Raw genomic sequence first — 18,574 nt, 5'->3', positions numbered from 1 at the left:
GCTGCAAGGCGAAAAGCACAGCAAGGTTGAACACCTTGCGAGCATTTTCAACGCAGCAGGCGCGTTTTTGAGCCAAAATATTGCCGCGTGATGAATTGTGAACAGACCCTAGCATAAAAATGCCGGAAAATTCACCCGCCAGCGTTATTCAGAGCCTAAAGAAGGCCGTCTGAAAGATTAATCTTTCAGACGGCCTTGATGGTTAACCATAGTCGTTACAAACAACATTGGCCGAAGCGCAGCTTTTTGCTCAGCGTCAATTCGTGGGTGAGCTGCTTAATCACCAAAATAGTGGTTTGGTCTTCCAGCGCGCGGATGCTGTGGGTTTCATCGGGCGCCAGGCGCACCACTTGCAAGCCGTGGGTTTCGAGGCTTTCTTTTTCGGTGGTGATTTGGGCGCGGCCGCCCAGCACAATCAGCAACACAATGGCATCGGTTTGATAAGGCGGAATTTCGTTGTCTTTCTGCAGGGCGAGCTGCACGATTTGCTGGTCGTTGTCCTCAACGATAATGCCGCCCAAAAGCGCTTTGGGGTCGAGCGTGTATTGTTGCATAGTGTGATTCCTTTTTATTGGTTTGAAAGTCAAACTTTAAATAGCAAGCCGAAATTATAAAACCGCACCGCGCCGGCTGCCTGCGTTTTCAGACGGCAGTTTGATATAAGGCAAAATAGATAATATAAAAACAAAAAACGCTGCGTGCGCTTTTTGTTTTTCGGGGCAAACCCCGAGCATAATCTTACTTTTCAGCCAAGCCCCTTGTGTTCAAAATTGATCCGCTGAAAGGATTTCAAACGCTTGAGCTGCATTGTTCTGCGCGAGCCGGGCATAAAAAATGCCGCCAATAATTGGCGGCGGGTCGGTTGTTTAAGAGGCGGCGGATTTGCCGGCTGCATCGTGGGCAGCTTTGCGGGCATTAAATGCGCGCTTGGCGGCCTGAAAAATAGCTTGGCGTCTGCGATGTTGCATCAATCGCTCCTTTCTTTGTTGTTCATTACTTATTGGAATATGCAGTATGGCGCTTTATGACGGATATTACAAGGGCTTGCTTAGAATAATTGTTTATTTTTATATGTTTATTTACATATATAGCCGTTTGTCGGGGATTTTGCCCGATTAAGCAGCGGGGGTGTTTTATGCGTTTCAGACGGCCTGAGTGCGGCTTGCGGTGAGGATTACGTAATATTTACCGGCTTGGCCGATAGTCAACGCAGTCAATACAATATAGTTTGCCATGGTGGTGGCCGCTGCGGAGAGCAATTTTTGATGCGGAGAAATGGTGGGGCTTGGGTTGCTTTTTTGTCTGAGCTGCATAATGTTTGATGATATTCAAACACCGTTGATTCAAACGCATCTTTATGATAAGGGCAGACAACAGGCCGTCTGAAAGCTTTGCGGCTTTTCAAACGGCCTATTGTGACCGCTTTATGACACCGCCCAAACCCGCTACAATACGCTACATTTTCTTTTCCGTTTGCCCCCTATGATGAAAAAACCCGCCTTCCGCTCTTTGCTTGTCGGCCTGCTGCTGATTGCGCTGGCCGGCAGCTTTTGGTACAGCCCTGCCTGGTTGCAGCTGTGTTATGGTTTGGCGTTGTTTTTGTTTGGCATGCAATGCATCGAAGAGGGGCTGCACAATGCCGCCGGCGGCACATTGGAGCGCTTGATGGCCAGCAGCACGGCCACACCTGCGCGCGGGCTGATGTTCGGTATGGGCGCAACGTTTGTTTTGCAGTCGAGCACTTTGGTGTCGCTTTTAACCATTGCTTTTTTAAGCACCGGCTTAATCGGGCTGGCGGGCGGCATTGCGGTGATTTTGGGCACCAATCTGGGCGCCACCGGCGGCATTTGGCTGCTGGCGCTGGCCGGCCAAAGCGTGAGCCTGAGCCCGGCAGCGGTGCCGATGCTGGTGTTCGGCATTTTGGCGGGCTTTTTAAAAGGACGGTTTGCCGCGTTTGGGCGCGTGTTGGTGGGCATTGCGCTGATTTTTATCGGCATTGATGCAATTAAAGACGGCTTTCAAAGCGTGGGCGGCAATCTGGATTTTGCCAGCATCCGCTCGGGCGGGGCGATGGAAGTGGCGATTTTCAGCGGCATCGGCCTTTTGCTCACGGTGGTGCTGCAATCCACCCATGCCACGCTGATTCTCACGTTGGCGGCTTTGGCCGGCGGCCAAATCAGCGTGACTCAGGGCTTTGCCATTGCGCTGGGCTCCAATGTGGGCTCGAGCATTTCCACCGCGTTTGTGGGTTTTTTAGGCAGCGAGCGCAGCGGTCAGCGGCTGGCGCTGGCGCATTTGCTGTTTAACGTGGTGACGGCGGTGTTGTGTTTGCTGCTGTGGCTGCCGCTCACTTGGCTCGTGGCGCAGGCGGCCGGCTGGCTCGGCTTCAATTCGCTGCTGCAACTGGCTTTATTTCACACCTTGTTTAACTTGGTGGGGCTGGCCGTTTTTTGGAAGCTGCAAGCGCGGCTGGCCGAAAGTTTGCAGCGCTGGCTGCCCGATAAAGCCGCAGATGAAGTGCTGATTCCGGAAGAAATGCCGGAAAAAACCATGCGCCGCAAACAGGCGCGCTATCTTTCCGACAATATGCTGCGCGCCGGCGACACCGCTTTGCGCGCCGTGTTTCAAGAGGTGCGCCATTTGGGTGCGCTGAGCTTGGAGGTGATTTGCCACGTGTTGTTTATTCCGGCGGAAATGCTTTATCAGGAAGAAGAGCCTTTGCTGGAGCCGCCTGAGCCGCCTTTGCAGCTCGATGCGCAAGCGCTTTATGAAAACTACATCAAAGCCCCTTACAGCGAGTTGCTTGAGTTCACCAGCAAAATGGACATCGACGACGAAGCGCAGCAACAGCAATTATTGCAGGCGCACATCGCCGCCATGCAGCTGGTGGAAATTGTGAAAGACAGCAAACATTTGCAGAAAAATATGCAGCACTATCTGCAAAAGCCCGACAGCCGCGCCTATCCGCATTATTTGCGCCTGCGTGCACATCTGTTTAAAACCATGTGCCTGTTTCGCCGGGCGGCCGCCGCTCCGGCAGGCAGCGAGGCCTGGAAAGAGGGCAGCGAAGCGCTCGACCGCCATGTGGCCACCTTGGAGAGCTCGTTTCGCAGCCGCGTGTTCGACAAGCTGCGCCAAGACGAATTGGGCAGCTGGCACACCAGCTCATTGATGAACGACACCAATTACGCCAAACGCATCGGCAGCGGTTTTCAGGAAATTCTGCGGGTGGCGGGTGCTGTCGGCGGTGTGGAAATTTTGCCGGCCGAAGAAGAGGAAATGCCGGCGCAGGAAGAGGCGTAAATCGGCTGCCATTCGGGTTGTTTGAGGCTATGTGGAAAACATCAAAAAGGCCGTCTGAACGTTCAGACGGCCTTTTTGATGCCTTGTTGCAAACACTTAATTGCTCAATATATCCACGCCTTTGGGTGGTGTAAATTGAAACACACTGCGCGCTAGGGTCTGTTCACAATTCATCCGTGCGTAAGATTTTGAGCGCAAAAGCGCGCTTGCAAGGCGAAAAGCACAGCAAGGTTGGACACCTTGCGAGCATTTTCAACGCGGCAGGCGCGTTTTTGAGCCAAAAGATTGCCACGAGATGAATTGTGAACAGACCCTAAATCGGGCTTGGTGTTTAAATTGCTGAAGCTGATGCCGGTTTCGTTGCCGAAGCTGTTTTTGAGCTGCATGGCGGCCGGTGCATCGCCTTTGACGTCGATTCGGATATATTGATAGCGCGTAAGTCGGATTCGAGAATCCGACTTACAGGCTGCCTGTTTGTATATTATTTTTTTTGAATGGGTGTCATATCAAACCTGAAAATAACCTAACAGCGCCGCCTTGCTGTGCTGTTTGCGGTTTGCCGCCTTGCTATCTTACCTTTTTAGGTTTGGTTTCAGACGGCATCAGCCACGCTGATGCGTGGGCGCAGACCGGCCTGAGGTTTGTCGTACGCAACCGCAATGTTAATCGGTGCCGCGGGCGCGCTGCTCGTGAAATTGCGCGCGCCAGTTTTCAAATTGCCCCTGCTCAATGGCTTCGCGCATTTCCGCCATGATCACTTGATAATAATGCAGATTGTGTATGGTGTTGAGCTGTGCGCCCAAAATCTCGCCGGCGCGGTGCAGATGGTGCAGATAGGCGCGGCTGAAGTTTTGGCAGGCATAGCAGCTGCAGCTTTCATCAATCGGGCGGGTGTCGAGCTTGTGTTTGGCGTTTTTGATTTTCAAATCGCCAAAACGGGTGAAAAGCCAGCCGTTGCGGGCATTGCGGGTGGGCATCACGCAATCGAACATATCCACGCCGTGCGCCACGCCGTAAACCAAATCTTCGGGCGTGCCCACGCCCATCAGGTAATGCGGTTTGTGCTCGGGCAGCATCGGGCCGACGGTGCGGAGCATGCGGTACATTTCCGGCTTGGGCTCGCCCACGGATAAGCCGCCGATGGCGAGGCCGGGAAAGTCGAATTGCTCCAAGCCTTTAAGCGATTCTTCGCGCAAATCTTCATACATCGCGCCTTGCACAATGCCGAAGAGGGCATTGGGGTTGTTCAGGCGCTCGAATTCGGCTTTGGAGCGCTCGGCCCAGCGCAGGCTCATTTGCAACGATTTGCGCGCCTGCTCGTGTGCCGCTTCGCCGGGCGTGCATTCATCCAGCTGCATGGCGATATCGGAATTGAGCACGGTTTGAATCTGCATGGAAATTTCGGGCGATAAAAACAATTTGTCGCCGTTTATCGGGCTTTTGAAGGTGCAGCCCTCTTCGGTGAGCTTGCGCATGTCGGAGAGTGAAAACACTTGAAAGCCGCCTGAGTCGGTGAGAATCGGTTTGTCCCAGCCGATAAAATCGTGCAGGCCGCCGAATTGGCTGATCACTTCCAGCCCGGGGCGCAGCCACAGATGATAAGTGTTGCCCAAAATGATTTGCGCGTTGATGTCGTGCAGGTTTTGCGGCGTCATCGCTTTTACCGAGCCGTAGGTGCCCACCGGCATAAACACCGGTGTTTCGATTTTACCGTGGTTGAGCTCGAGGGTGCCGCGGCGGGCGTGGCCGTCTTTTTTGTGAAGGGTGAATTTCAGCATGGTTGAAGATGGGTTTGTAATAGAATGGGCGGATTATAGCGGATTTATGGTTTTTATGCTGTTCAGACGGCCTGCACACGCACGGCGGATAGGCTTGCCAAACGAAACGGAAATCAGCTAAAATAGCGCCTTTGCCGCAGCTTTATGTTGGCCGCGTGCAGGCGCGTAGCTCAGTTGGTTAGAGCACCACCTTGACATGGTGGGGGTCGTTGGTTCGAATCCGATCGCGCCTACCAATCTGTCACCACAAAAGCCGCTTGGGTTTTTGTCGGTTTTTTTGTGTTTATCAAACAGGCCGTCTGAAAAAGGCGGCGTGTTTGCACTATAATTTTTGGAGTATTGCATGTTGAACATCACTTTGCCCGACGGCTCGCGCCGCCAATTTGAAGCCCCCGTATCGGTTTACGATGTGGCCGCTTCAATCGGCACGGGGCTGGCCAAGGCCGCTCTGGCGGGCAAGGTCGACGGCAAATTGGTGGATACTTCATTTGTGATTGAGCACGATGCCGATTTGGCCATCGTCACCGGAAAGGATGCCGAGGGCATCGACATCATCCGCCATTCCACCGCTCATTTAATGGCTTATGCGGTGAAAGAATTGTTCCCTGAAGCGCAAGTGACCATCGGCCCCACCATCGAAGAGGGCTTTTATTACGACTTTGCCTACAAGCGCCCGTTTACGCCGGAAGATTTGACCGCTATCGAAGCCAAAATGGCCGAATTGGTGAAGCAAGATATCCCGGTCGAGCGCTATGAATTGCCGCGCGATGAAGCCGTGGCTTATTTTAAAGGCATCGGCGAGGCTTATAAGGCCGAAATCATCGAAAGCATTCCGCAAGGCGAGGTGTTGTCGCTTTACCGCGAGGGCAGCTTCACCGATTTGTGCCGCGGCCCGCATGTGCCCAGCACCGGCAAGCTCAAGGTATTTAAGTTGATGAAAGTGGCCGGCGCTTATTGGCGCGGCGACAGCAACAACGAAATGCTGCAACGCATTTACGGCACCGCTTGGGCCACGAAAGACGAATTGAAAGATTACCTTTTCCGTTTGGAAGAGGCCGAAAAACGCGATCACCGCAGGCTTGGCAAACAGCTGGATTTGTTCCACCTGCAAGACGAAGCACCGGGCATGGTGTTTTGGCACCCCAAAGGCTGGGCGCTGTGGCAAACCATCGAGCAGCATATGCGCAAAGAGCTCGATGCGGCCGGCTATCAGGAAATCAAAACCCCGCTGATTATGGATAAAGGCTTGTGGGAAAAATCCGGCCACTGGGAAAACTATCAGGAAAATATGTTTATCACCCAGTCGGAAAAGCGCGATTATGCCGTGAAGCCGATGAATTGCCCGGGCCATGTGCAGGTGTTCAACCAAGGCTTGCGCTCTTACCGCGATCTGCCGATGCGCTTGGCCGAATTCGGTTCCTGCCACCGCAACGAGCCCTCAGGTGCTTTGCACGGGCTGATGCGCGTGCGCGGCTTTGTGCAGGATGATGCGCATATTTTCTGTACCGAAGAGCAAATCGTGGCTGAATCCAAAGCCTTCAACGAATTGGTGATGAAGGTATACAAACAATTCGACTTCCATGATGTGGCGATTAAATTGTCGCTGCGCCCGGAAAAGCGTGCAGGCTCCGACGAAACCTGGGATAAAGCCGAGCAAGGTCTGCGCGATGCACTCACCGCCTGCGGCTTGCAATGGGAAGAGTTGCTGGGCGAGGGCGCTTTTTACGGCCCCAAAATCGAATACCACATCAAAGACGCCATCGGGCGCTCATGGCAGTGCGGCACTTTGCAGCTCGATTTTGTGCTGCCCGAGCGCCTGGATGCGGAATATGTTACCGAAGACAACGGCCGCGCCCGCCCGGTGATGCTGCACCGCGCCATTTTGGGCTCGCTCGAGCGCTTTATCGGCATTTTGATTGAAAACCACGCCGGTTCTTTCCCCTTGTGGCTGGCACCGGTGCAAATGGTGGTGATGAACATCACCGAGCATCAAGCCGATTATTGCCGCGAAGTGGCCGAGCGTCTGCGCGCTGAAGGCTTCCGTGTGGCACTGGATTTGCGTAATGAGAAAATCGGCTATAAAATCCGCGACAACAGCCAGCAGCGCTTTCCCTATCAAATCGTGGTGGGCAACAGCGAAAAAGAAAACAGGCAAGTGGCCGTACGCCGCAAAGCAGAAGACTTGGGCTCGCTCAAACTGGATGATTTCATCGCCCGTTTGAAGCAGGAAATCGCCCTCTCTCTGGTACATTAAACTTTTATAAGGAGCATCATCATCGCACAAGAACGCGAAGCACGAATCAACGGCGAAATCACCGTTAAAGAAGTGCGCTTAATCAGTATTACGGGCGAGCAGCTCGGCGTGGTAACCGTACGCGAAGCTTTGGCCATGGCCGAAGAGCAAGATGTGGATTTGGTGGAGATTTCCCCCACTGCCAAGCCGCCGGTTTGCAAGCTGATGGATTTTGGCAAATACAAATATGAGCAGGCCAAAAAGCGCGACGAAGCCAAGAAAAAGCAAAAGCAGGTGCAAATCAAGGAAATCAAATTCCGTCCGGGCACCGATGAGGGCGATTACAACATTAAGATGCGAAACATCACCCGTTTTCTGGAAGATGGCGACAAGGTGAAAGTTACCCTGCGTTTCCGCGGCCGCGAAATGGCGCATCAGCAATTGGGTGCGCAACTGCTGGAGCGCGTGAAAGAAGAATTGGCCGAAATCGGCACCGTTGAGCAGTTTCCGAAAATGGAAGGCCGCCAAATGGTGATGATGATTGCGCCGAAGAAAAAATAAGTTTATAATGCTTGGCTTGCTCCGATTTGCCGCGCGGAGCAGCTTTTTTTGAGCGGCAAAAAATCGTGGTGTTCGGGCTTCAAGTGCTTTAAAGCTTTGTTTTAAAGCCCCCTTGCACCTAATCTAATAAATGATATGGAGTATCCCATGCCGAAAATGAAAACCAAGTCGGGCGCGAAAAAGCGCTTCAAAGTACTGGGTAACGGTGGTGTGAAACGCGCTCATGCGTTCAAGCGTCATATTTTGACCAAAAAAACCACTAAAAACAAACGTCAATTGCGCGGCACCTCGATGGTGAACGAGCGCGATATGGCTTCGATTTCTAAAATGTTACCCTACGCTTAAGGAGCTAAACTATGCCACGCGTAAAACGCGGTGTTACCGCCCGTGCCCGTCATAAAAAAGTATTAGCGTTAGCCAAAGGCTATCGCGGTCGTCGCAAAAACGTCTATCGTGTTGCCAAGCAGGCGGTGATGAAAGCCGGTCAATATGCTTACCGCGACCGCCGCCAACGCAAACGCCAATTCCGCCAGCTGTGGATTGTGCGTATCAACGCCGGCGCCCGTGAAAACGGTTTGTCTTACAGCAAGTTCATGAACGGCCTGAAAAAAGCTGCCATCGAAATCGACCGCAAAGTATTGGCTGATTTGGCTGTGTTTGAAAAAGCCGCTTTCGCCCAATTGGTTGAAAAAGCCAAAGCCGCTTTGGCTTGATGCTGAGCTGAGCTATATTTGAAAAGGAAACTTCGGTTTCCTTTTTTTATTTCAGGCCGTCTGAAAGCGCTGCCTATTTTTTCTTTAAATTGCTGTTTTTTTGAATGTAATTGCGCTAAAATAATGCACTTTCAAACACAGCAAGAGCCATCAAAGGCTGTCTGAATGCGTTTCAGACGGCCTCCTTATTTTAATGATGGCGCGCTTGCGGCAACCCGAATCCGGTTGCCAAACCCACCCACAGGCAAGAAACAAATCACCATGGAAAATGCAAACCGTATTGTTGCCGAAGGCATCGCCGCCATCGAAGCCGCAACAGACTCCAATGCGCTCGAATTGGTCAAAGCCCGTTATCTGGGCAAGGCCGGCGAATTGAACGCCTTGTTGAAAACCCTCGGTCAAATGTCGCCCGAAGAGCGCAAAACCATAGGCGCGCACATCAATGAGTGCAAAAATCAATTTCAGACGGCCTATAACGTCAAACGCGATGCGCTCAATGCAGCCAAGCTGCAAGCGCAGCTGGCTGCCGAGGCGCTGGATGTGACCCTGCCCGGGCGCGGCCAAACTGAGGGCGGCCTGCACCCGGTGACGCTCACCTTGCAGCGCGTGGTGGAGTTGTTTCACGGTATCGGTTTTGAAGTGGCCGACGGCCCCGAAATCGAAGACGATTTCCATAATTTCCAGGCGCTCAATATTCCGCAAAACCACCCCGCGCGCGCCATGCAGGATACGTTTTATGTGGAAAACGGCGATGTTTTGCGCACGCACACTTCGCCGATTCAAATCCGCTATATGCTGGACAAAAAAAATCCGCCCATCCGCATCATCGCGCCCGGTCGGGTTTACCGCGTCGATTCCGACGCCACCCATTCGCCGATGTTTCACCAAGCCGAAGGCCTGTGGGTGGAAGAAGGCGTGAGCATGGCCGATTTGAAAGCGGTGTTTACCGATTTTATCCGCCGCTTTTTCGAGCGCGATGACTTGCAGGTGCGTTTCCGCCCCTCGTTTTTCCCGTTTACCGAGCCTTCCGCCGAAATCGACATCATGGGCGACAACGGCAAATGGCTGGAAGTGGGCGGCTGCGGCATGGTGCACCCCAATGTGCTGCAAAATGTGAATATCGACCCTGAAAAATACACCGGCTTCGCTTTCGGCATCGGGCTGGACCGCTTTGCCATGCTGCGCTACGGCGTAAACGATTTGCGCCTGTTTTTTGATAATGATTTGAATTTTTTGAAACAATTCAAATAAATTAAGTTGGATTTTTGCTGAAAATCGGGTCTTTTAAAAGAATGAAGGATTTTGATGATGCAAGTTTTGAATCTGCAACCTTTAATCAATGCGACTACACGTTTGCAGGAAGGTTGGCTGCGTTACCTGCAAGACATCAGCGACACGCAAATCCGTGACGGTTTGATTCAGCGTTTTGAATTCACTTATGAAATCAGCCATAAAATGCTGAAGCGCTATCTGGAACAGGTTTCGGCCAATCCTGCTGAATTTGACCAAATGAGTTTTCAGGATTTAATCCGCACCGCCAACGAACAAGGCTTGCTGCAAGGCGATTGGACAGATTGGAAACAATACCGCGATATGCGCAGCCGCACCAGCCACACCTATGACGAAGCGGTTGCATTGGCTGTGGTGCAGGGCATTGAAAAATTTTTAGCCGAAGCTGTATTTTTGTAAAATAAATTGCAGCAAAAATGCAGGCTGCCTGTGCATCAAAATAATGAAAGCAAACCGCCGTTTCAGACGGCCTCAATAAACAAAACAAGAGAATATCATGCAATTTTCTTATGATTGGCTCAAAACCCAAGCCAACCCCAATCTTTCCGCCGATGAAATGGCGCATCTGCTCACCATGTCGGGCTTGGAAGTGGAAGAAGTGGAAACTGCCGCGCCGGCCTTTAGCGGCGTGGTGGTGGCCGAAGTGAAATCGGTGGAAAAACACCCCGATGCCGACCGCTTGAGCATTACCCAAGTGGATGCGGGCACAGGTGAATTAATTCAAATTGTGTGCGGTGCGCCGAATGTGGCCGCCGGCATCAAAGTGCCGTGTGCTTTGCCGGGCGCGGTGTTGCCGGGCAACTTCAAAATCAAGCCCACCAAAATGCGCGGGCAAACCTCTAACGGCATGTTGTGTTCCACCAACGAATTGGACTTGCCTGATGACGGTGTGGACGGTCTGCACATTCTGCCGGCCGATGCGCCGGTGGGGCAGGATATCCGCGATTATCTGGCGCTCGATGATGTGTTGATGACGCTCAAAATCACGCCCAACCGCGCCGATTGCCTGAGCATCAAAGGCCTGGCGCGTGAAGTGGCGGCGCTCACGCAATGTGAAAACCGGCCGCTGGCGCTTCAGACGGCCTCTGTGCAAAGTGGCAAAACCCAAGCGGTGCGTATTGATGCGCCGCAAGATTGCGGCCGCTTTATCAGCCGCGTGATTGAAAATGTGAACGCGCAAGCAGCTACGCCCGATTGGCTGAAGCAGCGTTTGGCGCGCAGCGGCATCCGCTCGATTTCGGCGTTGGTCGACATCGGCAACTATGTGATGCTGGAGCTGGGCCAGCCCATGCATGTGTTTGATGCCGACAAACTGCACGGCAGCATCATTGTGCGCCGCGCTGAAAACGGCGAAACCTTGGCCTGCCTGAATGAAAAAACCGTGACCCTGGCCGACAACACCTTGGTGATTGCCGATGAGCAGGGCGCGTTGAGCATGGCCGGCCTGATGGGCGGCGAAGCGAGCGCGGTTTCAGACGGCACCCGCAATATCGTGCTGGAAGCGGCCTGGTTTGCGCCGGCTATTATCGCCGGCAAATCGCGCCAATACGGTTTCGGTTCCGATTCGGCTTTCCGTTTCGAGCGCGGCGTGGATTGGGCTTTGCAGGCCGATGCAATCGAGCGTGCCACAGAATTGGTGTTGCAAATCTGCGGCGGCGAAGCGGGGGCGTTAACCGAAGCGCTCGGCCAATTGCCGGCCGCCAATCGCGTTGAAGTGCGCTTGAGCCGTGTGGAAACCTTATTGGGTGTGCATATCGAAGCGGCGCAAGTGGAAGCAATTTTGCGCCACTTGGGCTTAAACCCGAAAGCCACTGCAGAAGGATTCAGCGTGAGCGCGCCGAGCTTTCGCTTCGATATCGAAATCGAAGCCGATGTGATTGAAGAAATCGGCCGCGTGTATGGCTACGACAATATTCCCGACGAGCGCACTTCAGGCCGTCTGAAAATGCTGCCGCTGCCGGAAACCAAGCAATCGCGTTTTGATGTTTACCGCCAAATGGCCGCGCGCGGCTATCAAGAAGTGGTGAGCTACGCTTTTGTGAATGAAGAGTGGGAGCAGGATTTTGCAGCCAATGCCGATCCGGTTCGTCTGCAAAACCCGCTGGCGGCGCAATATGCGGTGATGCGTTCCACTTTAATCGGCGGTTTGGTGGAGATTTTGCAAAACAACCTCAACCGCAAACAAAGCCGCGTGCGTGTGTTTGAAATTGCACGCGTGTTCAGCAAAGCTTCAGACGGCCGTTTTGTGCAAAACGAGCGTGTCGGCGGCTTGCTGTATGGCTCTGCGCTGCCCGAGCAATGGGGCGAGAAAAGCCGCAGTGTGGATTTTTACGATGCCAAAGCCGATGTAGAAGCCTTGCTGGCCGGCAAAACGGTGCAGTTTGTCAAAGCGGCTCATCCGGCGCTGCATCCGGGGCGCACCGCCGAAATTGTACTCGATGGCCAAACCATCGGCTTTATCGGCGAATTGCACCCGCAATGGCTGCAAAAATACGATTTGCCGCAAGCGGCGCTGGTGTTTGAAGTGGATATGGCAGCCGTGGCCGCGAAAGAGAAAGCGGCTTACCGGCCGGTGTCGAAATTCCAGCCCGTCCGCCGCGATCTGGCTTTTGTGATGCCCGAAGAGATAAGCCACGACAGCCTGCTCTCTGCTTTGCACAGCGCGGCAGGCAAGCTGGTGCAGGAAATCAGCGTGTTTGACGTGTATCGCGGCGCCGGCCTGCCCGAGGGCATGAAAAGCCTGGCGGTAAAAATCATGTTGCAAGACACGGAGGCCACGCTCACCGATGAAACGGTAGAGCCTTTAATCGGCCGTCTGATTCAGGCCGCAGCCGATGTAGGCGCGCAACTGCGTGGATAAAAAAGTGAAATAAAACCGGATATTCACTTGAATTCTAAACGAAAATTAGTGATAATCCGCCCTTGTCGAAAAATGAAAGTAATAAAATGACTTTAACTAAAGCTGAATTGGCCGATATTTTGGTGGAAAAAGTAAGCAACGTCACCAAAAACGAAGCCAAAGAAATCGTTGAGCTGTTTTTTGAAGAAATCCGCACCACCTTGGAGCGCGGCGAAGAAATCAAAATTTCAGGCTTCGGCAATTTTCAATTGCGCGACAAACCGCAACGCCCGGGCCGCAACCCGAAAACCGGCGAGGAAGTGCCCATTTCCGCCCGCCGTGTGGTAACATTCCACGCAAGCCAAAAATTAAAAGGCATGGTGGAGCATTATTATGACAAGCAACGCGCCTGATTTACCGCATATCCCCGCCCAACGCTATTTCAGCCTCAATGAATTGTGCGCACTGGTGGAAATCAGCCCTGAGCAATTTGCCCAGTGGCAGCATGCCCACGGCGTGGTGGTGGGTTATGGCGGCGATCACTATACCCGGCAGGATGTGATGAAATTACGCCGTCTGAAAGACACGTTTGCGCCTTTTGTGGACGAATTTACCCGCAATGCGCTCGATGGCGAGGGCAATCCGGCCATCCGTGCAGATGAAATGCGGACGGAGCTGCAAAAAATATTGGCGGATATCGAAAAAGCACTTGCCAACTGATTTTAGCGCCGCTATAATCTTTTTTTTCTTTGAGTCGGAGTGTGGCGCAGTCTGGTAGCGCACTTGCATGGGGTGCAAGGGGTCGAAGGTTCGAATCCTTTCACTCCGACCAAAAAAATACCACGAAAACAGCTGCTTATGGCAGCTGTTTTTTTATTGTCTGGGTGTTTGTGGCTCAGGCTTTGTCGCTTTTGCCGGGTTGTTTTCGGCGGCGGGCTTTTTGTGCGGGCTTATGCCAAGCCTAAAAAATAACTTGGCGGTGTTGGCTCGCCTTGCTATCTTGTTTCTTTAGGCTTGGTATTGTTTTTGCGATTTATAATGAATGTTTGGTAAATCATGTAAAGCGCGTTAAAATATCAAAAATAATGATGCTGCTTGTATGGGTTTGCTCGGGCAGACAATATTTACTTGTTAAATAAAAGTGTATTCATGCAGAGGCGTCTTTCTGCACTGGTTGCGTTATCGTTAACAAGGCATTTTCCGTTTCAATCATCGGCCGATCAAATGTGATGCATAATTTAAGCTTTTCTTTCAATATCGCGGCATGGCATGCGGTGAGCAGCCGCATGGCTGCGCCCGCGCAATGGCAGGCTTGGGCGGCGGATGCGGATGCGGCCGTTGAAATGCCGGATTATAAGCCGGCATTGGCTTTTTTGCCGGCTATGCAGCGCCGCCGTTTGGGTGATTCGGCGCGGCGGGTGTTGGATGCGGCTTGGGATTTGGCGTCGGATTATCCGGATGCGCCTTTGGTTTATGTATCGCACGATGGTGAAATCAACCGCAGCTTTGAATTGTGGTTGGGCTTGCTGCGCGATAATGAAGTGTCGCCGACTTCGTTCGGCTTGTCGGTGCACAATGCGCTGGCGGGGCAGTGGTCGATGTTGCGCGGCGATATGGGCGAAAACACGGCGCTGGCGGTGCGGGGCGATAGTTTGGAGAGCGGCTTGGCCGAGGCTTATGCGCTGCTTCATGATGGGGCAGAGCAGGTGCTGCTGGTGCTGGCGGATGAGCCCTTGAGCGCGGCTTATGATGTGGCTGCGCACCGTGCGCCGTGGCCTTATGCCTTGGCGATGGTGTTGACACACGGCACAGATTACCGCTTGTCGTTGATGCCGTCTGAAAACGCGGCAGATAATCAAGGTGATTATTGGGGTGCGTTGGCATGGATACGTTTTATGCTTTCAGACGGCCTAGAACATATGCAATATAACGGCGCCCGCCGCTGGCTGTGGCAGAAAAGCGCATGAAGCGGCTGGATTATTTGCGCCGCCTGCTGGCCACGGCTTTCGGATTTGTGCTCTTCGGCGTGGCAGGCGTGTTGTTTAAGCTGGCGCTGCTGCCCTACACCTTAAACAGCACGCGCGGCGATGTGGCGCGGCAGTTGAAAGCCAGAAAATTGGTGGGCGGCGTTTGGCTTTTTTTTGTGCGCTATTTGCAATGGGCCGGTGTGTTGAGCGTGCGCTTTAACGGGCTGGAAAAGCTCGGCCGGCCGGGGCAGTTGGTGCTGGCAAACCATCCTTCGCTTTTGGATGTGGTGTTGTTGCTCAGCCATGCCCCCATGCTCAACTGCATTGTGAAAAAAGATTTGCTCGGCAATCCGGCCATGAAAAGCCCGATTTTGGCCACTGGTTTTATCCCCAACGATGAATCGGTGGAGATGATGGAGGAAGTGGATGCCGTGCTCAAAGGCGGCCAAAGCCTGCTGATTTTCCCCGAGGGCACACGCACGGGCTGGGACGGACAGGTGAAGCTGCATCGCGGCGCGGTGTCGATCGGCTTGCGCAGCGCGGCGGTGATTACGCCGGTGGTGATTAAAATGACGCCGCCTAATTTTAAAAAAGGCCAGCCGTGGTATCGCATTCCGCCGCAGAAAATCCATTATGAAATCACGGTGGGCGAAGATATCGATCCGCAAAGCTGGCTTGCCGAAAAACCGTTGCCGATTGCGGCGCGGCGTTTGAACGAATATCTGCAAAACTATTTTATCAAACATTCTTTGTAGGTTTGAAACCCCGCCTGTGAGGGCGGATAATTGATGAAAGGCGCTGTGCCTTTTTTATTCAGGCTGAAGCACAAGCTGCACCGATGCGGCGCGCTGTGCTGAAACACACGGGAAAAAACATGAATTTAGAAAGCCAAATCAAACAATTAATCATCGACAGCTTGGGGCTGGAAGACATCACCGAAGCCGATATCGACACCGACGCGCCGCTGTTTGGCGATGAGGGCTTGGGGCTGGATTCGGTCGATGCGCTCGAATTGGGGCTGGCGGTGCAAAAAGCTTTCGGCTTCCAGATGGACGGCGAAAAAGAAAACCTGCGCGAGCATTTTGCCAGCGTGCAGACTTTGGCCGATTTTATCCGCAGCAAGCAGGCATAAGGAGCGCATGATGACTGAAAGCGAAATCCGCCAGATTCTCACCGATGCGCTGGTGAACCTGTTTGAAATCGAGCCTGAGCGCATTGCACCGGACACGAATCTTTATGAAGATTTGGAAATCGACAGCATCGATGCCATCGATTTGATCGACTACATCAAGCGCCAAACCGGCCGCAAGCTTTTGGCCGATGATTTCCGCAGCGTGCGCACGGTGGAAGATGTGGTGCAGGCGGTGTTGCGCAAAGACGCAGCGCAATAATGTGAACGCTGCTGCCAAAATCGCCTTGGGCGCAGTGAGCGCGGCCTATCCGTTGTTGTGGTATTTCGGCCGCAACAACGGCGCTTTTTTTTGGCTGGCCGCTTTAATGTGCGGCCTGTGGCTGCTGCGTGCGCTCACACAGCGCGAGCGCGGCCAGCGTGTGGTGGCGCTGATATTGGCGGCTTTTTTTGCCGCTGTGTTGCTGCTGCGGCTGCCGCAGAGCATGTATTGGTATCCCGTGTGGGTGAGCCTGCTGATGCTGGCGCTGTTTGGCGGCAGCCTGTTTGCCAAGCAAAGCCTGATTGAGCGGCTCGCCCGCCTGCAAACGCCCGATTTGCCGCCTGAAGGCGTGCGCTACACCCGCCGCATCACCCAAATCTGGTGTGTGTTTTTTGTGCTCAACGGCAGCATGGCGGCGGCTTTGGTGCTGATGCGACAATACGATTGGTGGGCTTTATATACCGGGATTGTGTCGTATGTGTTGATGGGGCTGCTGTTGGGCGGGGAATGGGTTTACCGCAAAGCGGTGTTGAAGTTGTGAGGCCGTCTGAAGGTTTATCTTCCGTGCCGTCTGTTTTGGGTGCTATGTGTTGTGTTTAAGGCATCTGATTGTTTTATAAAATATTTGTTTGGAAATCCCAGCGCTGAGCCATGCAGAAACTGAGCCGAATTTTATCTCCCGATTTTAATCCGCGCGACTTAATCGCCGTTGCGCCCGAGTGGCGGCGCGCCGATTTCAACCGCGCGGTGTTTTATCTTTCAGGCCGTCTGAAAGCGCAGGGCGTGCAAGCTGCTGCGCTGTGGTTTGACGATGCGGCGCTGTTTGCCTGCGCGATATTGGCGGCGTGGCATGCGGGCGCGCGGGTGGTGTTGCCGCCGAATCTGGCGGCGGAAAATATCGGCTGGGCGGATGATGAGGCGGATATTTGGCTCACCGATGTGCCGCAGCATGCGGCTTTTTCAGGCGGCCTGAATGTGCTGGATGTGGCGGCTTGCTTGGAAAACATGCCGTCTGAATACGAGCCGAACACGCAGGATTGGCAGCTGGACGAAAAAGCACAAGCGCGGCTGAAAACTTCCGGCTCCAGCGGCGCGGCGCAGGTGGTGGTGAAAACGCTGGCGCAAATGCAGGCTGAGGCGCAAGCCTTGACGGCGCTGCTGCCTTTTGCCCAAAGCGGTGCGGTGGCGCTGGGCAGCGTGAGCCCGCAGCATCTATACGGCTTCACTTTCCGCTTTGCCGTGCCGCTTTCGGCCGGCTGGCCGCTGGCGCGCGCGCAATATGTGTATCCTGAAACGCTGCTGGCGGCCACGGCGGCGCATGAGAGCGTGGTGTGGATCACCAGCCCGGCGCTTTTGGGGCGCATGGGTGAAGCGCGCAACTGGGCGGCGGTGCGGCCGAAGCTGCGGGGCATTCTGTCTGCCGGCGGCGCATTGCCGGCGGCCACGTCGGATTTGTTGGCGCTGCATGCCGTGATGCCGTTTGAAATCTATGGCAGCACCGAAACCGGCGTGATGGCTTCGCGGCAGGGCAGCGGTGTTTGGCAGCCTTTGCCGAATGTGCAAATCGGGCAGAACGAAGCCGGCGCATTGTGGGCAGAATCGCCCTGGAGCGGCGGCCGCCAGCAAACTGCCGATATTGTCGAGCCGCAAGCGCGCGGCTTTGCGCTGCTCGGGCGCAGCGACCGCATTATCAAATTTGAAGACAAACGCGTGTCGCTGGTGCAAATCGAGCATGATTTGCTCGCGCACGAATGGGTGGCCGATGCTTATTGCGGCCTGCACCCGCAACACAAACGGCTGGCGGCATGGATTGCGCTCAATGCAGACGGCATCCGTGCCTTGCGCGAACAAGGCCGCGCCGCTGTGATGGCGGTGTTGAAAAAACACACTGCCGCCACGCAAGACACCATCGCTTTGCCGCGCTATTGGCGTTTTGCCGCCGAATTGCCGCGCAATGCGCAAGCCAAAATCGCCGCCGTAGATTTTCAGACGGCCTTCAGCGAAGCGCAAACTGCGCCCGAATGGCCGCTTGAAATGGAAAATCCCGCTGAAAACGAATGGCAGATCAGCAGCCGCGTGCCGCTGGATTTGGTTTATTTCGGCGGCCATTTTGCCCAATTTCCGCTCGTGCCCGGCGTGGTGGAGCTGCAATGGGTGCGCGATTTGACGGCGCGTTTCGATTGGGGGCGGCAAAGCATCGTGCGGGTGGAAAACCTGAAATACCAGCAATTTCTGCGCCCCAACGATGAAGCCCGCGTGCATTTGAAATACGATGCCGATAAAAACAAACTCACCTTTAGGCTGGAAAACACTGATGCCGTGTGCGCTTCGGGGCGGCTGGTGTTTGGCGGGTTTCAATAGGCCGTCTGAAAGTTGGAAGGGAAAATAAAATGAACAAGGTTCAAAAACAAGGCGTGTGGCTGCTTTTGTGGTCGGGCGCAGCCTTGCAACGCATCTTGAGCAGCAATAGGCAATCCGCAGTTTGAAAGTGGTGGAACA

Annotated in this window: 20 protein-coding genes, 2 tRNA genes and 1 pseudogene; 19 read left to right on the top strand and 4 right to left on the bottom strand. The window is 53.8% G+C overall.

Annotation, left to right across the window (positions count from 1 at the left end; genetic code table 11):
- Positions 1 to 215: 215 nt before the first annotated feature.
- On the bottom strand, positions 216 to 554 hold the full coding sequence (locus EV680_RS07425; protein ID WP_132954108.1) for a cupin domain-containing protein: 339 nt from the start codon (positions 552 to 554) through the stop codon (positions 216 to 218).
- A gap of 243 nt (positions 555 to 797) precedes the next feature.
- On the opposite strand from EV680_RS07425, the gene EV680_RS07420 reads away from it, so the two are divergent.
- Positions 798 to 1,028: a hypothetical protein gene (locus EV680_RS07420; protein WP_132954107.1), complete on the top strand. Its 231-nt coding sequence runs from the start codon at positions 798 to 800 to the stop codon at positions 1,026 to 1,028.
- 114 nt (positions 1,029 to 1,142) lie between these two features.
- Here EV680_RS07420 and EV680_RS11940 read toward each other — a convergent pair whose 3' ends face one another.
- The gene (locus EV680_RS11940) at positions 1,143 to 1,313 is read right to left on the bottom strand and encodes a hypothetical protein (RefSeq protein WP_165870920.1); all 171 of its coding nucleotides are present in this window, start codon (positions 1,311 to 1,313) and stop codon (positions 1,143 to 1,145) included.
- A 169-nt stretch (positions 1,314 to 1,482) separates the two neighbouring features.
- Here EV680_RS11940 and EV680_RS07415 point away from each other — a divergent pair, with 169 nt between their 5' ends.
- Positions 1,483 to 3,303: a Na/Pi cotransporter family protein gene (locus tag EV680_RS07415; protein ID WP_341539395.1), complete on the top strand. Its 1,821-nt coding sequence runs from the start codon at positions 1,483 to 1,485 to the stop codon at positions 3,301 to 3,303.
- A gap of 314 nt (positions 3,304 to 3,617) precedes the next feature.
- On the opposite strand, the pseudogene EV680_RS07405 reads toward EV680_RS07415, so the two are convergent.
- A pseudogene (locus EV680_RS07405) lies at positions 3,618 to 3,734 on the bottom strand (outer membrane lipoprotein chaperone LolA); the annotation flags it as partial.
- 231 nt (positions 3,735 to 3,965) lie between these two features.
- A complete protein-coding gene (tgt, locus tag EV680_RS07400) occupies positions 3,966 to 5,081 on the bottom strand; it encodes a tRNA guanosine(34) transglycosylase Tgt (RefSeq protein WP_132954106.1) in 1,116 nt (371 codons plus the stop codon).
- A gap of 159 nt (positions 5,082 to 5,240) precedes the next feature.
- Between tgt and EV680_RS07395 the strand changes: the two genes are divergently transcribed.
- From EV680_RS07395 to EV680_RS07320, 17 genes are all read left to right on the top strand, one after another.
- Positions 5,241 to 5,317: transfer RNA gene (locus EV680_RS07395), tRNA-Val, on the top strand.
- Positions 5,318 to 5,424: 107 nt separating this feature from the next.
- The gene (gene thrS / locus EV680_RS07390) at positions 5,425 to 7,335 is read left to right on the top strand and encodes a threonine--tRNA ligase (protein ID WP_165870919.1); all 1,911 of its coding nucleotides are present in this window, start codon (positions 5,425 to 5,427) and stop codon (positions 7,333 to 7,335) included.
- Positions 7,336 to 7,353: 18 nt separating this feature from the next.
- The gene (gene infC / locus EV680_RS11935) at positions 7,354 to 7,875 is read left to right on the top strand and encodes a translation initiation factor IF-3 (RefSeq protein ID WP_207894315.1); all 522 of its coding nucleotides are present in this window, start codon (positions 7,354 to 7,356) and stop codon (positions 7,873 to 7,875) included.
- Between the two features lie 147 nt (positions 7,876 to 8,022).
- On the top strand, positions 8,023 to 8,220 hold the full coding sequence (gene rpmI / locus EV680_RS07385; RefSeq protein WP_132954105.1) for a 50S ribosomal protein L35: 198 nt from the start codon (positions 8,023 to 8,025) through the stop codon (positions 8,218 to 8,220).
- Between the two features lie 11 nt (positions 8,221 to 8,231).
- Positions 8,232 to 8,588: a 50S ribosomal protein L20 gene (rplT, locus tag EV680_RS07380; protein ID WP_132954104.1), complete on the top strand. Its 357-nt coding sequence runs from the start codon at positions 8,232 to 8,234 to the stop codon at positions 8,586 to 8,588.
- Between the two features lie 261 nt (positions 8,589 to 8,849).
- Positions 8,850 to 9,839, top strand: a complete 990-nt coding sequence (gene pheS, locus EV680_RS07375) for a phenylalanine--tRNA ligase subunit alpha (RefSeq protein ID WP_132954103.1) — start codon at positions 8,850 to 8,852, stop codon at positions 9,837 to 9,839.
- Between the two features lie 54 nt (positions 9,840 to 9,893).
- A complete protein-coding gene (locus EV680_RS07370; protein WP_132954102.1) occupies positions 9,894 to 10,277 on the top strand; it encodes a nucleotidyltransferase substrate binding protein in 384 nt (127 codons plus the stop codon).
- A gap of 97 nt (positions 10,278 to 10,374) precedes the next feature.
- Complete coding sequence (pheT, locus tag EV680_RS07365; protein ID WP_132954101.1) at positions 10,375 to 12,738, top strand: phenylalanine--tRNA ligase subunit beta; 2,364 nt, start codon at positions 10,375 to 10,377, stop codon at positions 12,736 to 12,738.
- A gap of 86 nt (positions 12,739 to 12,824) precedes the next feature.
- On the top strand, positions 12,825 to 13,130 hold the full coding sequence (locus tag EV680_RS07360) for an integration host factor subunit alpha (protein WP_132954100.1): 306 nt from the start codon (positions 12,825 to 12,827) through the stop codon (positions 13,128 to 13,130).
- Positions 13,111 to 13,437 (top strand): hypothetical protein, encoded by a 327-nt coding sequence (locus EV680_RS07355; protein ID WP_132954099.1) that lies wholly within the window; start codon positions 13,111 to 13,113, stop codon positions 13,435 to 13,437. Before EV680_RS07360 ends, EV680_RS07355 begins: the two co-directional genes overlap by 20 nt.
- A gap of 35 nt (positions 13,438 to 13,472) precedes the next feature.
- A tRNA-Pro gene (locus tag EV680_RS07350) sits at positions 13,473 to 13,549 on the top strand.
- A gap of 397 nt (positions 13,550 to 13,946) precedes the next feature.
- Positions 13,947 to 14,684 (top strand): beta-ketoacyl synthase chain length factor, encoded by a 738-nt coding sequence (locus EV680_RS07345; protein ID WP_424580116.1) that lies wholly within the window; start codon positions 13,947 to 13,949, stop codon positions 14,682 to 14,684.
- Positions 14,681 to 15,439 (top strand): lysophospholipid acyltransferase family protein, encoded by a 759-nt coding sequence (locus EV680_RS07340; protein ID WP_132954097.1) that lies wholly within the window; start codon positions 14,681 to 14,683, stop codon positions 15,437 to 15,439. The genes EV680_RS07345 and EV680_RS07340 overlap by 4 nt, the downstream gene beginning before the upstream one ends.
- 119 nt (positions 15,440 to 15,558) lie before the next feature.
- Positions 15,559 to 15,816 (top strand): phosphopantetheine-binding protein, encoded by a 258-nt coding sequence (locus EV680_RS07335; RefSeq protein ID WP_132954096.1) that lies wholly within the window; start codon positions 15,559 to 15,561, stop codon positions 15,814 to 15,816.
- Between the two features lie 10 nt (positions 15,817 to 15,826).
- Complete coding sequence (locus tag EV680_RS07330; protein ID WP_132954113.1) at positions 15,827 to 16,075, top strand: acyl carrier protein; 249 nt, start codon at positions 15,827 to 15,829, stop codon at positions 16,073 to 16,075.
- A gap of 1 nt (position 16,076) precedes the next feature.
- Positions 16,077 to 16,616 (top strand): COG4648 family protein, encoded by a 540-nt coding sequence (locus EV680_RS07325; RefSeq protein WP_132954095.1) that lies wholly within the window; start codon positions 16,077 to 16,079, stop codon positions 16,614 to 16,616.
- A gap of 110 nt (positions 16,617 to 16,726) precedes the next feature.
- Positions 16,727 to 18,436: an ApeI family dehydratase gene (locus tag EV680_RS07320; protein WP_132954094.1), complete on the top strand. Its 1,710-nt coding sequence runs from the start codon at positions 16,727 to 16,729 to the stop codon at positions 18,434 to 18,436.
- The last annotated feature ends 138 nt before the right edge of the window (positions 18,437 to 18,574 follow it).

It is taken from the genome of Uruburuella suis, assembly GCF_004341385.1.
GTDB classification, from domain to species: Bacteria; Pseudomonadota; Gammaproteobacteria; order Burkholderiales; family Neisseriaceae; genus Neisseria; species Neisseria suis.
The sequence above is the reverse complement of the archived record's forward strand: the minus strand, read 5'-3'. Positions and strand labels throughout refer to the sequence as shown.